This is a genomic window from Escherichia sp. E4930 (genome assembly GCF_005845405.1).
Taxonomy (GTDB): domain Bacteria; phylum Pseudomonadota; class Gammaproteobacteria; order Enterobacterales; family Enterobacteriaceae; genus Escherichia.
Window position 1 is genome coordinate 16,533 of the sequence record NZ_VCDZ01000033.1, and the last position, 14,070, is coordinate 30,602.

General features: G+C 48.6%; 15 protein-coding genes and 3 pseudogenes. 16 read left to right on the plus strand and 2 right to left on the minus strand.

Annotated features, from left to right (window positions below):
• The first annotated feature begins 398 nt into the window (after positions 1-398).
• On the plus strand, positions 399-740 hold the full coding sequence (locus FFT88_RS23300; protein WP_064717766.1) for a PerC family transcriptional regulator: 342 nt from the start codon (positions 399-401) through the stop codon (positions 738-740).
• A 45-nt stretch (positions 741-785) separates the two neighbouring features.
• On the opposite strand, the pseudogene FFT88_RS23305 reads toward FFT88_RS23300, so the two are convergent.
• A pseudogene (locus FFT88_RS23305) lies at positions 786-920 on the minus strand (FaeA/PapI family transcriptional regulator); the annotation flags it as partial.
• A gap of 513 nt (positions 921-1,433) precedes the next feature.
• Between FFT88_RS23305 and FFT88_RS23310 the strand changes: the two are divergent.
• The 15 genes and pseudogenes from FFT88_RS23310 to tnpB all read left to right on the plus strand — a co-directional run bounded on the left by FFT88_RS23310 (position 1,434) and on the right by tnpB (position 13,714).
• The gene (locus tag FFT88_RS23310) at positions 1,434-1,781 is read left to right on the plus strand and encodes a PapB/FocB family fimbrial expression transcriptional regulator (RefSeq protein ID WP_275943414.1); all 348 of its coding nucleotides are present in this window, start codon (positions 1,434-1,436) and stop codon (positions 1,779-1,781) included.
• A 379-nt stretch (positions 1,782-2,160) separates the two neighbouring features.
• Positions 2,161-2,694: a hypothetical protein gene (locus tag FFT88_RS23315; protein ID WP_135403492.1), complete on the plus strand. Its 534-nt coding sequence runs from the start codon at positions 2,161-2,163 to the stop codon at positions 2,692-2,694.
• A 96-nt stretch (positions 2,695-2,790) separates the two neighbouring features.
• Positions 2,791-5,205, plus strand: a complete 2,415-nt coding sequence (pefC, locus tag FFT88_RS23320; protein WP_135403493.1) for a PefC/AfrB family outer membrane usher protein — start codon at positions 2,791-2,793, stop codon at positions 5,203-5,205.
• Positions 5,198-5,890, plus strand: coding sequence for a fimbrial chaperone (locus FFT88_RS23325; RefSeq protein ID WP_001558361.1), 693 nt, complete (start codon positions 5,198-5,200; stop codon positions 5,888-5,890). Before pefC ends, FFT88_RS23325 begins: the two co-directional genes overlap by 8 nt.
• Positions 5,877-6,395 (plus strand): F18 fimbrial protein FedE, encoded by a 519-nt coding sequence (locus FFT88_RS23330; RefSeq protein ID WP_276609673.1) that lies wholly within the window; start codon positions 5,877-5,879, stop codon positions 6,393-6,395. Before FFT88_RS23325 ends, FFT88_RS23330 begins: the two co-directional genes overlap by 14 nt.
• 207 nt (positions 6,396-6,602) lie before the next feature.
• Positions 6,603-7,250 (plus strand): DsbA family protein, encoded by a 648-nt coding sequence (locus tag FFT88_RS23335; RefSeq protein ID WP_135403495.1) that lies wholly within the window; start codon positions 6,603-6,605, stop codon positions 7,248-7,250.
• 31 nt (positions 7,251-7,281) lie between these two features.
• Entirely contained in the window at positions 7,282-7,581 is a 300-nt protein-coding gene (locus FFT88_RS23340; protein WP_105455879.1) for a LuxR C-terminal-related transcriptional regulator, read from the plus strand.
• 59 nt (positions 7,582-7,640) lie between these two features.
• Positions 7,641-8,543 (plus strand): hypothetical protein, encoded by a 903-nt coding sequence (locus FFT88_RS23345; RefSeq protein WP_135403496.1) that lies wholly within the window; start codon positions 7,641-7,643, stop codon positions 8,541-8,543.
• 132 nt (positions 8,544-8,675) lie between these two features.
• Positions 8,676-9,575 carry a hypothetical protein gene (locus tag FFT88_RS23350; RefSeq protein WP_135403497.1) on the plus strand — a complete coding sequence of 300 codons (900 nt, stop codon included), beginning with the start codon at positions 8,676-8,678 and terminating at the stop codon, positions 9,573-9,575.
• Positions 9,576-9,837: 262 nt separating this feature from the next.
• Positions 9,838-10,873, plus strand: a pseudogene (locus FFT88_RS23355) (IS3 family transposase); the annotation flags it as partial.
• Positions 10,874-10,887: 14 nt separating this feature from the next.
• Positions 10,888-11,790, plus strand: a complete 903-nt coding sequence (locus tag FFT88_RS23360; RefSeq protein ID WP_135403498.1) for a hypothetical protein — start codon at positions 10,888-10,890, stop codon at positions 11,788-11,790.
• 67 nt (positions 11,791-11,857) lie between these two features.
• Positions 11,858-12,202 (plus strand): hypothetical protein, encoded by a 345-nt coding sequence (locus FFT88_RS23365; RefSeq protein ID WP_135403499.1) that lies wholly within the window; start codon positions 11,858-11,860, stop codon positions 12,200-12,202.
• A gap of 108 nt (positions 12,203-12,310) precedes the next feature.
• Positions 12,311-12,670, plus strand: a pseudogene (locus FFT88_RS23370) (IS21 family transposase); the annotation flags it as partial.
• 55 nt (positions 12,671-12,725) lie between these two features.
• Positions 12,726-13,403 carry an IS66-like element accessory protein TnpA gene (gene tnpA / locus FFT88_RS23375; RefSeq protein ID WP_032140648.1) on the plus strand — a complete coding sequence of 226 codons (678 nt, stop codon included), beginning with the start codon at positions 12,726-12,728 and terminating at the stop codon, positions 13,401-13,403.
• Positions 13,403-13,714: an IS66 family insertion sequence element accessory protein TnpB gene (gene tnpB, locus FFT88_RS23380; RefSeq protein ID WP_135403500.1), complete on the plus strand. Its 312-nt coding sequence runs from the start codon at positions 13,403-13,405 to the stop codon at positions 13,712-13,714. Before tnpA ends, tnpB begins: the two co-directional genes overlap by 1 nt.
• A 38-nt stretch (positions 13,715-13,752) precedes the next feature.
• On the opposite strand, the gene FFT88_RS23385 is transcribed toward tnpB, so the two are convergent.
• Positions 13,753-14,070, minus strand: a 318-nt coding sequence (locus FFT88_RS23385) for an ATP-binding protein (protein ID WP_167851582.1), incomplete at its 5' end; no start/stop codon positions are given.

Below are 14,070 nucleotides of genomic sequence, written 5' to 3' on the forward strand. Positions count from 1 at the left end.
TCTGATGCGATAAATCAAGAAAATATTCAGCTTTGTTTAATATTTATTTAAATATTTTTATCTAAAACATCAGCTTTCTGTTTTTTATATATTTTATTTTGACATACATCAAAGTCGTTTTTCTTGTGTTTTTATTTTGTTCCTCGCATTTTGGCAGAGTCTGTGACTTAACGTTGATTCTGTTTACGATAGTTTATATCGATGCAGTAACCGGAGAAAGAACACATCCATAGCAATGAGGCAGAATAAATGATGGGGACTGAAACGGGGTAACGGCTGTGTCGGTCGCTTCAGGGAATGAATCCCAGCCAGGCGTGGAGTGCCAGCCAGAAAGAAAAATATAGTTTTTATTTCAGTGGAGTTAAGTTTTGAGCAGGAACAGGCCAACACCAGAAATCGTGAAGGATGCGATTGCCGGACGACTGGAAAGCGCGAACCTCTGGCGCAGGGCGTCGGCCCGCTGGCTAGTGCTCATGGGATGTACTGAGTACACAGAAGCCCAACGGGAGTGGATGATACAACGGCGGGCATTTTGCCTGGCTCAGATACCTCCCCCGGTATTACCTGAAAAAATTGATATCAGAGAAATAGCCAGAGCCGCTGATAAGACACTGCAGCAAATGGGGATTGCCAGTCCATCCGGAGAAGCATTCAGAGGCTCCGGATGTAAACTTAGTCTCAGGCAGCCCCCAAATACCATCACCTCTCCTGAACAACAAAACAATTTATCGAAAGCATGAGGCTGAATGGCCTCTTGCTTCCAGGACTGACTGTATCAACACGTCTCACTTTATTGTCCAGATACACCTCTGCCCCTGCCGTTTTTCACTCCGCACTATCTCTCCTTTTTCATGAAGTTTTGCAAGATAGTATTGCGCCTGATAAACACTTATTCCTATCGCATCTGCAACCTCTCTCGTGGTGCAGCATTTTTTTTATTTGCATATATGCTCTGATTTCTTCTCTCATCGTAATACCCCCATAATAACCCACTTTATATTTATACAGGTATTAGTAATCATGCTTTTTGTCACAATGTTTATTAATTTTGTGTTAAATTGCATTTGCTTTAATTTTATAATATCGCCATTGGTTTCATCCTTATATTTGTGAAATTTCTATTTTTTTATAAATGTTATTTTGATCTGCATCTGTGTTCTGTTTTTTTTGCATTTTTGGTCGAAGATTCCGCACTTTTCACTAAAAACAATCTTTTATATCACATATTCATAGTTGCATAGATTAATATGCTGCATTTTGCGACTGCGGTATGGATATTGCTCTGCGCAATGGTTGTTTTTTAGCACAAAAGATCGGTATTTCATGTATTGTCGATATAAAAGATCGTGTTAGTATTCGCGCCACAACAGGTAACGTCAGTTTTTTTCCATTTTGTTTTTGATTTCTGCCACAAATACATGCAGGTGAGGTATATGTTGCGGTCTGAAAACAGAGTGATGACAGAAAGCGATTTATCTGCGCAAGAGCACAGCGGATTTTACTCAAGATATAAGAAGCGCAAACTGTCTTCTTCTTCATTATCAGAAGAGCAGTTCTGGATGCTCATTGAAATATCGCCACTGCATAGTGAGAAAGTAATATGCGCCCTTCGTGATTTTCTGGTTTCCGGATATACGCGAAGGGAAGTCTGTGACAAGTACAATGTCTCGCTGAGTTATTTCTCCATTGCGCTTGGACGTATATCGCATGTAAATCATGTTGTGTCATCGCTGGCATCGTATTATGACAGCAATCACCATGCCACTGGTGATTGCGCATAAAAAACTATTACAAACAATATGTTACACACAAATCCTTAATTCATGGCTGCGTGAAGTTTTGTTTTGCGCAGGTCGCCACCATGAATGAAGAATACTGAAGGGCATATTGTTGTGTTTTATCAGAAATAATATTCAATCCGGGAGAAAAGATATTTTATATATTTCCTATCACCTCTTGTATTGAGGGTTGCCTGATATGAATATTTATTCAACCAGGGCGCTATTGCATTAGCATGCAACAGCATGAGCATGTCGGGCTGTTGTTTTGAGGGGGCGGCATATCTCTCCTTTATATAAAACAAAGAAGGATAGATGTGACGCATCAACGATGCGTCAGCTTTATTTCGTTTTTACAGGAATAAACTGGAGAATATTAGTAATGAAAAAATTAATGATTGCTTCTGCTATTGCAATGACCATGACTGCGGGTTCTGCTATGGCTGATGTAAAAGCAGGTTCCCAGGGAGAGGTTCAGTTTGTTGGTACAATTGCTGCAAAAACCTGTGACGTTGTTGTTTCCGGCGATGGCGCTGTAAATAACCAGATTCAGTTTGGTGTTCTGGAGGCGGGCGCCGATAAAACTAAACAGAAAGAGTTCACAGTAAAACTCAAAGATCCAACCTGTATTTCCGCTGGCGATAAAGCAAAATTTGCATGGTTCTCTCCGACTCTTGGCGGAGAAGGCTTTAAGAACCAGTCCGGTACAGCAACTGAAGCGTATGTATCGCTGAACGCTAAAAATGGCGAGACCAACGCACCTGACCGTCACGATGCAATCACCGATGTGAACAACGCTGTTCAGTTCACGGCTACTCAGCCTGAAGCAGGCTTTGTGTATGAAGCCACGCTTCATGCCGGGACTGTACCGGGCTCTTTTGAGACCGCAGCATCTTACACCGTTGTTTACGAGTAATAGCTGACCACTGATATATATCCGGGGGCTCGCTCCCGGATATTCTTCCCGTTCCAGAGTATATGCTCCCTGCTGAGCACGAGGATATATTCAGAGATGAAGCAGCATCGTCTTTTTAAATTATCTCTGTTGGCACTGAGTATATATTCTCATTTTAGTGCCGCAACAGAATTAAACCTGGATTTTATTCAGGGAACCACCGTAATCCCTTCCATTCTGAAGACTGATACCACTCTGCCTGCGGGCCAGTACATTGTTGACGTGCTCGTCAACAATGAGCGAACCGGACGTGCAAATCTTGTCATTACAGAAGAGGATGAAAAAAACAATCGTCTTTGTCTCACGCCCGAATGGCTGGATAACGCCGGGGTGATGATGAAAAAAGACGCTTATGATGATGTCTTTGACAAGGAAAAACAGTGCTATGTCCTGACCCGTAATCCCCATACTAAAGTGGATTTTGATTACGGTGCTCAGACATTAAAATTTAATATCCCTCAGGCTTATGTACTGAGCAAAAACGACCCTGCACGCTGGGATTACGGCGTGAATGGCGGACGTCTGAAATATTACGGTAACTTTAATAAAACCGTTCATGACGATTTTAATGCTTTCGGGAATTTTGATGCTGCTATCAACCTGGGGCGTTGGGTGCTTTCCAGCAACATGAACGTGTCGCATGACCGTGATAAAACGGAATTCACCTCCAGCGACCTGACCCTGTCCACGGCCATCAGCCAGGTGCAGGGAGACCTGCTGCTGGGAAAATCACAGACCCGTACGGAGCTGTTTTCTGACTTTAATTTCTACGGAGCGGCACTTCGCTCTAACAGCAATATGCGCCCGTGGGAATCCCGGGGATATGCGCCAGATATCTCCGGGATTGCCTCCACGCCTTCCCGTATTACCGTGAAACAGAACGGATATACGGTCTATTCAAAAATGGTACCGGCGGGGCCTTACCGTCTGGATGACCTGCGTCCGATGGGTAACGGTGACCTGGTGGTGACCGTTGAGGATGAAAGCGGTAACAAAACCGAACAGGTCTATCCGGTCACCACGCTGCCAACGCTGCTGCGTCCGGGTGAGTTCCAGTACAACGTGGCGGTGGGTAAGAAAAACAACAGCAACGAACTGGACAAGGCGTTTCATTCTGACACCGGGCTGTTCTGGCTGGGCAGCCTGGACTATGGCTTCTCCACCACCACGCTGAATTCAGCATTCATTCTGAATGATGACTATCAGGCTGGGGGGCTGGGCGTTACCCAGATGCTGGGCGGTCTGGGGGCTATGTCGCTCAGTGCGAACGTGTCAAAAGCCCGATATGACAACGGGGAAGAAAAAACCGGGCAAAGCTTCAGTGCCAAATATGCCAAGAGCTTTACAGACCGGACTGACCTGCAGTTACTGACATACCGTTATCAGAGTAAAGGGTATGTGGAATTTGCTGACTTTAATCCGAAGGATATCTGGCGGTATGCGCGCTACGGCAGCCAGCGCTCCCGTTATGAGGCGCGTCTGTCACACCGTTTTGATGGCACATATCTGAGCGGCTCTTACTGGTGGCAGGATTACTGGATGCGTGAGGGACATGATACCGGCAGCACACTGTCATTCAGTACCTCTGTTTTTGATTCTGTCTCGGTCTTTCTGAACGGGTCGTACTCAAAGTATGCCTGGTCGGATAAGGCGGATTACTCCGTTTCACTGAGTGTGAGCGTGCCGTTTGACCTGAAAGGCACCCGCCATTACAGCAGCAACAGCGTGGGCTATACCCGGACGGGCGGAACGACATTTAACAGCAGTGTGTCTGCGACACCGACTGACCGGTTTAACTACAGCCTGGGTGTGAATGCGGGGTCAAAAGGCGACCGGGGGGCATCGGCATCAGCCAGTTATGCCTTTGATGCCATTCAGACCAATTTCGGTGTGTCCCGCTCTTACTCAAAACAGGGTTACAGCCAGACCAGCTTCTCCGGCAGTGTTTCCGGTTCTGTGCTGGGTACGACAGAAACGGGTCCGCTCTTTACCAAAGAGTCGTCTGACACCGTGGGTATTGTCAGCATTCCGGGTGTTGAAGGGGTTTCTGTTAACGGCTCCATGCCGACGAACAGCGACGGTAACACGGTGGTGTGGCTGTCTGAGTATTCAGAGAACAGCATCAACATCAACATGGATAACGTACCGGACGACATGGAGTTTGAGACCACGTCATACAACGTGGTGCCGACCGAAGGGGCGATGGTTTACCGCAAATTCGGCTTTGAGAATGTGCTGCGCTATATCCTGCGCGTGAAGGATGCTCAGGGTAACTACCTGACCGGTGGTGACGCGAAAACGGAACAGGGACTGAATGCCGGATTTATTTCAAACAATGGTGTTCTGCTGATGAACATGCTGGCTGAACCGAAGATGGTCAGTGTGGATACGGGAACCGGTAAACAGTGCCGCTTCTCCATGGCAGGACTGAAAGCAAATACCAACAAAGTTCAGGAGGTTCGTTGTGAGTAATTTTGGTAAGGCAGCGCTGGCTGCCCTCCTTTCCCTCTCTTTCTGCAGTCAGGTCATGGCGGCATTCACGCTGAACGGGACCCGCTTCATTTATGAAGAGGGAAAGAAGAATGTTTCTTTTGAAGTGACGAATAATGCGGACAAGACCTACGGTGGTCAGGTGTGGATTGATAACACCAACCAGGGGAACGGCGTCTACATGGTTCCACAGCCCCCGTTCTTTAAGGTGTCGCCCAAACAGAAACAGGTTATCCGCATCATGAACACGGACAGCAACCTGCCGAAGGACCGTGAATCTCTGTTCTGGCTGAACGTGCAGGAAGTGCCACCAAAACCGGAAATCAAGGATGGCGAAGGCAGCGTGCTGGCCATCGCCATGAACACCCGCGTGAAGCTGATTTACCGTCCGGCATCCATTAAGGACGGTCGTAAGGATGCGGAGAAGCAACTGAAACTGGAGCAGCGTGGCAGCGACACCTGGCTGAAGAACCCGACGCCGTATTACATGGCCATTGTTAACGTGAAGCATGACGGTAAGAGCGTGTCTCTCAGCGATAAGGTGATGAAGGAAGTTGCACAACTTAAACCGTTCAGTGACGTGAATCTGGGTAAAAAGGTGAGCGGAAAAATCAGCGTGGATGCTGTAAATGACTGGGGTGGGGTTCAGAGCTATGAAATTCACTAAAGCTGCCCTGGCAGCACTGATGATGACGGTGATGACTGGCAGCGGACAGGCTGCCACCACCGCCACGGCGACGCTGACGATTAATGTCACCTTCACCCAGCCGAGCTGTGACATTCAGGTGCCGTCCTCATATAACCTGGGGCTTCTGACACAGGGAGACAGCGGGAAGGAGCATGCTCCCCTGAATATAACCTGGACGTGTGAGGGAGACACCCCACAGAAAACAGCGCTGACGGCTACAGTTGTCGGTAACGAAGAAAGACAGGGTGATGAGAAAGTGTATCTGATGACGGATGGCGGTCAGCGCACAGGTGCGACGCTTTCCCTGAAGGAAAAGACAGGCAGCTCCCTGATTAAACTGGACGGGCAAAGTCATTTCTGCGCGGATGACACTGAAAATACGGGGATGCGCACCTGTGCGCTAATCCCGGTGACTGATGTTTCCCTGAGTGGCGCACTGGGGATGGCATCGGCCAGACTGCGTTTTGAGGTTGCGTATCTGTAGGAAGCAGGATGCGGAAAGAAAGGAAGAAAAAGGAATGGCTGACAGGGCATCTGACGGACGTTCTGCTGTTCATTATGACAGGGGCGCTCTGGTTTTTTCTCTGGTTTGAAACTCATCTGCTGCAGGGATATTACTGACCCGGCATGGTATGCCGGGCAGAAAGGCAATCCCGTAATCCGTTAATAATCAGGTAACAAAAGGTAATTAATGATGTTCAGACAACTGATGTTTCTGTTGTTCTGTGGGGTGAGCATTGCCTGTATGCCGGCAGTGACGCAGGCTGCAGCGCCCGTGGAAGGTAAGGATTACAGCGTGCTGAAGGCCCCGGTGGCAGACGCACCGGCGGTGGTGGAGTTTTTCTCCTTTTACTGCCCACCCTGTGCGGCCTTCAGTAGCCGTTTTCAGGTCAGCCAGGCTGTGGACAAAATCCTGCCATCCGGGGAGAAGGTGGTGAAGTATCACGTCAGTAGCATGGGACCGATGGGACCGGAGCTGACGGAAGCCTGGTCGGTGGCGCAGGTGCTGGGTGTGGAAGACAAAGTGGAGTTACCGCTGTTTGTGGCCACACAGATAAACCGGAGTATTAAGACGGAAGCCAGTATCCGTGAGGTGTTTACCGAAGCCGGCGTGTCGGCGCGAGACTATGATGCGGCGAAAAACAGCATGGCGGTACGTGCCCTGACGGCAAAACAGCAGGAAGCAGCCAGGGCTTATGGAGTGACCGGGACCCCATCGTTCTTCGTAAAAGGGAGATATCTGGTGAATAACGGCGCCATAAAGCCATCCAGTGAACAGGATTACGGGAAGTCGTTTGCGGAAGTGGTCAGTGCGCTGCTGAAACAGCACCAGGGATGAGTGGAAATCAGGCAGTAGCAGGAGACAGAAAATGGCTGCGGTAACGCTGAATGTGTATCTGCCGGACTACAGAGCAGAGGTCACCCTGACCTTACCGGATGTCCTGACTTCAACAGAGGTGTCACTTCTGCGGATGCTGATACAGGGAATGGGGGTGTCGGAGATAGCCCGGCGTCGTTGCCGCAGCATGAAGACGGTGTCATATCAGAAGTCGCAGATATACCGGAAGCTGGGGATACGTAATGACATGACGTTCTGGCTGGACATCCTGCTCAGATATAAGCCGGTGCTGAAGAAGACGGGCACGTTCATGAACAGTCGGGCCGGATAATAACCGGCGGTGGAAAGAACGGCTCAGCGATTATAAATCACGATGAAGAAGACAATAACATGAAGAAATTAACGTTGCTTTTATCTTTAATATTAACGAATCTGTTTTCAACGAATATAGCAACAGCAAGTTCCCTGTACATGATAACCGGGGTTGATGATACGGGAACCACAAGCGGACACGTGAAAAAAATCGGACCAAAGAAATGGGAGTATTGTGATAACTATACGAAGGCTCAAATCAGGAATACGTACATACGATTTTTCTATGATGGTAACCCAGCTAATCCACAGAGAGCAATACCGGTAAAAGTATCCTATTATGCAACATGGAATGGGATTCAGACTGATGGCACTTTAGCTCCGGGAAGTGTGGAGTTATATCCGGGGCAGTCAAAGGAGTTTCATCCACAGACAGTAACCCATCAGGCAGGTCAAACATGTCTGGTGGTTGAATACGAGTATCCGGAAACAGAGGATATTGCTGATAACGCTATTTTTTTACTTGATGATAACCTGAAACTCCGAATGGAATGGGGATGGGAGCTTATAGGAGTAAACTGGTATCAATATCGGGCTACCTACAAACCTTATATCATAGAGCCATTGCAGACTTCAGCCAAATGGACGCCGGATGTGATTAGCACAAAAACGGCGGGCAATATTACAGAGGGGCTTGACAGTCGACTGGTATACAAAATAGGCCCAGAGGGAGGAAGTGCGTTTGATGCCCTGGTGCCTGAAGTGTCAATTAAAAATGTGAACCCGCCAACATGTCCGGGGCTTGAAGTTCGAGGGGGCTCCAGTGGGGCATGGGAACCACTTGACGCTAATATAATTACGGCCTCGTTGCCGGGTATTGTAGGTGGAGTTACTTCTGAAGATTTTCAATTCCGGGTAAAAAGTGAAGGTGCATTGGGTGCCATACAGTGTCTTATTCAGGCTGATGTTTCTTTGAATTAATATTTAAAACACGGTACTACATTAAATTACAAATGACTTCTGTATAGTGAGCCAGATTATCGCTCGACGCGGTAACATCTGTGTCGAGCGATAATCTGGTAGGCGAGTGAAATTCATAAAGGTCGCACGAGGATGAAAAAGAATATTATAATTAAATTTATTTTTGGAGTTTTATTGGCTCCTGTATGTTCTGTATATGCGGAAAACCTGTACGTAATCGGGTACGATGGCTCTACAACGCAGGGGAGCATATACATCGATCAGATGACATGGAAACAATGCGATGACGGCTATCGACGCCCATGGAAAGGAGGTCGTAGGCAAAACGTTGTGAATGTATATACTACCCCTCCACCATCGCTTGGTGATAAAGAGGTTCCTTTCGTCCTTAATTACGTAGCAACCTATACGAATGATGACCGTGAGGTGGCCAAAGGAGCGATTATTGGTAAGCTGGGTCAGACAACGGATCATGTCATCTCTTATGATGTGTGGCGTGACGAACCTACCTGTGTAACTTTTACTGCGCAGTTTCCCGAACCGGCAATACTTTCCGGGAAAGCTGTTTTCTCACAGGTGCCAATAATAACTACAAGGTGGTCTTGGATTATGACGGAGGATAACCGCTGGTTTGCTAACTCAGGTACCTATCAGCCTTACTCAGTTTCACCAGCAGAGATCCATCTACAATGGAAGCCAGACATTCTGAGTACAAGCACGGGGGAACAATTCGCAGAATTCACTTCAACACTGGAACATTATGTCACAGCAAGTAAGATCGAGGGCATAGTGTTGAGACCACCTCTCCGTATAACCCTGGATAATGTCAACCCGTCTGAATGCTCCGGATTAGACGTAAAGATTGGTTCAGATGAGTGGCAAACCGGGTTCGTAAACGGAGAGGCTCTTGTCCTGAAAGATACGGATAATACTGTAAATCGTACAACAGATTACCGTTTCCGTATTAACAAAGATAATGCTGTGAAAGATCAGGTTAAGTGCACTCTCCGCGCTACAGCTGAATTTCAGTAATTCTGAAGAGAATTAGGATGTAAATGATATATATTAATATATAAATATTTAAAATGTAATACATGGTTTCTCAACTGCATTATCCGGTTGTCGGAGTCCGTACTTTCCTGCAGTGGTGTGACCCGGTGTGAGACCCGTAATACTGTTATCGTCGGTCTCGACCGTGGAAATGAGTTATTGCCCGCAACACTGCATGCCACGTCAACCGGGCCAGTATCACTTAAATAAGTGATAGTCTTAATACTAGTTTTTAGACTAGTCAGTAGCAGCCAGCCAGTTATTTCTCTGGCGTAAGCAATACCAGGAAGGAAGTCTTACTGCTGTGGCCGCCGGAGAACAGGTTGTTCCTGCCTCTGAACTTGCTGCCGCCATGAAGCAGATTAAAGAACTCTAGCGCCTGCTCGGCAAGAAAACGATGGAAAATGAACTCCTCAAAGAAGCCGTTGAATATGGACGGGCAAAAAAGTGGATAGCGCACGCGCCCTTATTGCCCGGGGATGGGGAGTAAGCTTAGTCAGCCGTTGTCTCCGGGTGTCGCGTGCGCAGTTGCACGTCATTCTCAGACGAACCGATGACTGGATGGATGGCCGCCGCAGTCGTCACACTGATGATACGGATGTGCTTCTCCGTATACACCATGTTATCGGAGAGCTGCCCACGTATGGTTATCGTCGGGTATGGGTGCTGCTTCGCAGACAGGCAGAACTTGATGGTATGCCTGCGATCAATGCCAAACGTGTTTACCGGATCATGCGCCAGAATGCGCTGTTGCTTGAGCGAAAACCTGCTGTACCGCCATCGAAACGGGCACATACAGGCAGAGTGGCCGTGAAAGAAAGCAATCAGCGATGGTGCTCTGACGGGTTCGAGTTCTGCTGTGATAATGGAGAGAGACTGCGTGTCACGTTCGCGCTGGACTGCTGTGATCGTGAGGCACTGCACTGGGCGGTGACTACCGGCGGCTTCAACAGTGAAACAGTACAGGACGTCATGCTGGGAGCGGTGGAACGCCGCTTCGGCAACGATCTTCCGTCGTCTCCAGTGGAGTGGCTGACGGATAATGGTTCATGCTACTGGGCTAATGAAACACGCCAGTTCTCCCGGATGTTGGGACTTGAACCGAAGAACATGGCGGTGCGGAACCAGACGGGTTAACGGCAGCAAAGAACCTTGCAGAGGCGTTCGAGCATTATAACGAATGGCATCCGCATAGTGCGCTGGGTTATCGCTCGCCACGGGAATATCTGCGGCCGCGGGCTTGTAATGGGTTAAGTGATAACAGATGTCTGGAAATATAGGGGCAAATCCAACTATGAATAAGATGTTGAAAAGAAAACTTGCGCTTATCCTTTTATTTTTATCAACGTCGGTATGCGGCTCAAACTTATATGTCTTTGAAAGTGGCGAAAGCCTTGTGACCGACGTGTTGACGGGTACCGTACTGTACCGTGGTGCGCCGAGTGTTGGGAATTCTACTAATATTTCCACAATTACAACCAGTTATACTATGTGCCCTCCGACGACATTTGAGCTGGAAACAGATCTGGCGGGAGTAATCCGTTTTCCTGATTACAATGGTTCAGGAGATAGTGGTCGTATACATCTGAATCTTCATCCTGGGGGTTACAGCAGTTATTACGACCTGGATGAATATCGCCTTATAGGTAATGGGTCCATTGTTCAGGAACGACGGTGGAAAGATCTATCGTGCTCGGGGAGTTTGAAAACGCGGAAGACTGCCCTTGGCGCTGTCTGCGGTGTTACTGCGCGGTTAATGGAATCCAGCGCGACGGAAGATACGGTGTACACGAGCATGCAACTGACCGCAACAGGCGAAGATGCGGATCAGAAGCAGCGCAAGTTCCGTACGACCTGCACCTACAAGTGGAAACGTGCTCCACTGGAAACAGCGGTTCAGGTAAAACCGGAGGTACTAAACTTAACGGGTAAAGTCGGTGAAAGGGTGTTGGGTAACTTTGATGTGATACTGACTGCGCCTTTTTCGAATACCCCCAGCCCACGTTTAACGTGGGACCGTGTAGAAGGGGGGGAGTCTGGATGCGAAGTTCGCTTATGGGGGAACTATGGCAACTGGAATGCAGGAGAATGGAGGTGGGTCAATTATGGCGATGTAATTCATGTGACAGCCGCAGTAACTTCCAACAAACCTCAAGTCTGCACTAAGAAATTGAACTGGACTGTAGAAATTATGTAGCTGCCGTTGACTGCAGAGTTTGTTTTACTGGTATTCGCGTAAGTGGGGATTGTGAGGCCGGGGTAAAGTGTCGGTACGAAAAGAGAAAAGAAAGCGAATTATTCTGACAGGCACATGCTGGTATGAGCTGACAGGGCTGTGGCAGTTGTTGTCGATGTTGGGGCATGATGTCTGCAGGGCATCGCCCGGGAAATACTGTACACCGGATGCCTGGGATTTGGTCATTGTGGCGCTGAGCGCTGAGCCTGTTGCCGGATGGGGACGCTATCTGCCCTGGATATGTGAGCTCAGGGAACGAGTGTCCGGAAAAAATGCTGGTTCTGGTGCCAGAGGGGTTGAAGAGGTTGAATGTGTTACGAAATGTCTGTCCGGTATGCAGTGGTGGGGAAAACCTGCAACAACTGAGCATTGATATCAATTGTCAGCGCCAGTGATATAAGACGGTAATTCACCATTTGGATTGTCCGCTCCACCCAACATGTTGTTTCCTTAAGGTTCTCACACCCAAAAGGACATCAACATGCTGAGCAGAGAGGACTTTTACATGATAAAGCAAATGCGCCAGCAGGGCGCGTACATTGTCGATATTGCGGCTCAGATTGGTTGCTCTGAACGGACGGTCAGACGCTACCTCAAATACCCTGAACCGCCAGCCAGAAAGACCCGCCACAAAATGGTTAAGCTGAAACCGTTTATGGATTACATCGACATGCGCCTGGCAGAGAATGTCTGGAATAGCGAGGTTATCTTCGCGGAGATTAAGGCAATGGGCTATACGGGCGGACGTTCCATGCTGCGTTACTACATCCAGCCCAAACGTAAAATGCGTCCGTCAAAAAGAACAGTTCGCTTCGAAACTCAGCCTGGATACCAGCTCCAGCAGTAACCGGCTCATTTAAACCGTCTGGTCTGTTTCCTCCGGCTCTACAAAAATAATGTCCATCATTTTTAATGGACACTATCGTATGAAACACCGGACCTGGATCACTGAAGCTTTACGTCTTCACTTTGAAGAACATTTACCCCGGGTTGTGGCCGGGCGTCGCCTGGGGGTACCAAAATCAACTGTTTGTAGTATGTTCGTGCGCTTTCGGAGAGCTGGCCTTTCGTGGCCTTTGCCCGCAGGCATGTCGGAGCAGGAACTTGATGCCTGCCTTTACGGACAATTTTCCACGGTACCAGTCGTACGTCCTGAAAGCACCGTTATATCCGAAGCCCCCGTGGTAAAAAAACGTCCCCGGCGGCCCAACTTCCCTTATGAGTTTAAAATCGCCTTAGTGGAGCAGTCACTGCAGCCCGGAGCCTGTGTGGCGCAGATCGCCCGGGAAAACGGAATCAACGATAACCTGCTCTTCAACTGGCGCCATCAATACCGGAAAGGTGGCCTGCTGCCTTCCGGAAAAAATATGCCGGCACTGCTTCCCGTGACGTTAACGCCGGAGCCGGATAATAAAATCCCGGCCCCCGCACAGGAACCAGAGCAGATAAATACACCGTCCGACAGTCTGTGCTACGAGCTGGTTCTGCCGGCAGGAACCCTCAGGCTTAAAGGTAAACTGACGCCGGCGTTATTACAGACACTTATCCGCGAAATAAAAGGGAGCAGCCACTGATGATATCTCTCCCTGCAGGTTCGCGTATCTGGCTGGTTGCAGGTATCACCGATATGCGAAATGGCTTTAACGGCCTGGCCTCAAAAGTTCAGAACGTCCTGAAGGATGACCCGTTCTCCGGACACCTGTTCATCTTCCGCGGACGCCGGGGTGACCAGATAAAAGTGTTGTGGGCTGACAGTGACGGACTGTGCCTCTTCACCAAACGCCTGGAGCGGGGCCGCTTCGTCTGGCCAGTCACCCGTGACGGCAAGGTGCACCTTACTCCGGCTCAGTTATCCATGCTTCTTTGTCAACGCCACGATGTTTGACCGTTATTTGCCATTTTCATGCCCGCTAAATACTTTCGTTACTGATGCTGTCCGCTTTTCACCATTTCATCATCACTGATTGGCGTTGTGTTTTTGGTCAGCACTCCAGCTTTACGTTTCTCTTTTAACCGGTAACTCTCTCCTTTGATATTCAGCGTGGTTGAGTGATGTAGCAACCGATCCAGTATCGCTGTTGCCAGCACGTGATCTCCGAACATTTCTCCCCAGTCTGCGAACCCTTTGTTTGACGTCAGTATGATGCTCGCTTTTTCATATCGACGGTTCAGTAGCCGGAAGAACAGGCTGGCTTCCTCTCTGTTCATCGGCAGATAGCCTATTTCATCCAGGATCAACAC

Coding starts and splice junctions, on each gene's coding strand:
- FFT88_RS23340 (WP_105455879.1), top strand. CDS start 7,282: ATGGCTGCGGTAACGCTGAATGTGTATCTGCCGGACTACAGAGCAGAG.
- tnpA (WP_032140648.1), top strand. CDS start 12,726: ATGTCCATCATTTTTAATGGACACTATCGTATGAAACACCGGACCTGG.
- FFT88_RS23345 (WP_135403496.1), top strand. CDS start 7,641: ATGAAGAAATTAACGTTGCTTTTATCTTTAATATTAACGAATCTGTTT.
- FFT88_RS23330 (WP_276609673.1), top strand. CDS start 5,877: ATGAAATTCACTAAAGCTGCCCTGGCAGCACTGATGATGACGGTGATG.
- tnpB (WP_135403500.1), top strand. CDS start 13,403: ATGATATCTCTCCCTGCAGGTTCGCGTATCTGGCTGGTTGCAGGTATC.
- FFT88_RS23335 (WP_135403495.1), top strand. CDS start 6,603: ATGATGTTCAGACAACTGATGTTTCTGTTGTTCTGTGGGGTGAGCATT.
- FFT88_RS23310 (WP_275943414.1), top strand. CDS start 1,434: ATGTTGCGGTCTGAAAACAGAGTGATGACAGAAAGCGATTTATCTGCG.
- FFT88_RS23360 (WP_135403498.1), top strand. CDS start 10,888: ATGAATAAGATGTTGAAAAGAAAACTTGCGCTTATCCTTTTATTTTTA.
- FFT88_RS23350 (WP_135403497.1), top strand. CDS start 8,676: ATGAAAAAGAATATTATAATTAAATTTATTTTTGGAGTTTTATTGGCT.
- pefC (WP_135403493.1), top strand. CDS start 2,791: ATGAAGCAGCATCGTCTTTTTAAATTATCTCTGTTGGCACTGAGTATA.
- FFT88_RS23315 (WP_135403492.1), top strand. CDS start 2,161: ATGAAAAAATTAATGATTGCTTCTGCTATTGCAATGACCATGACTGCG.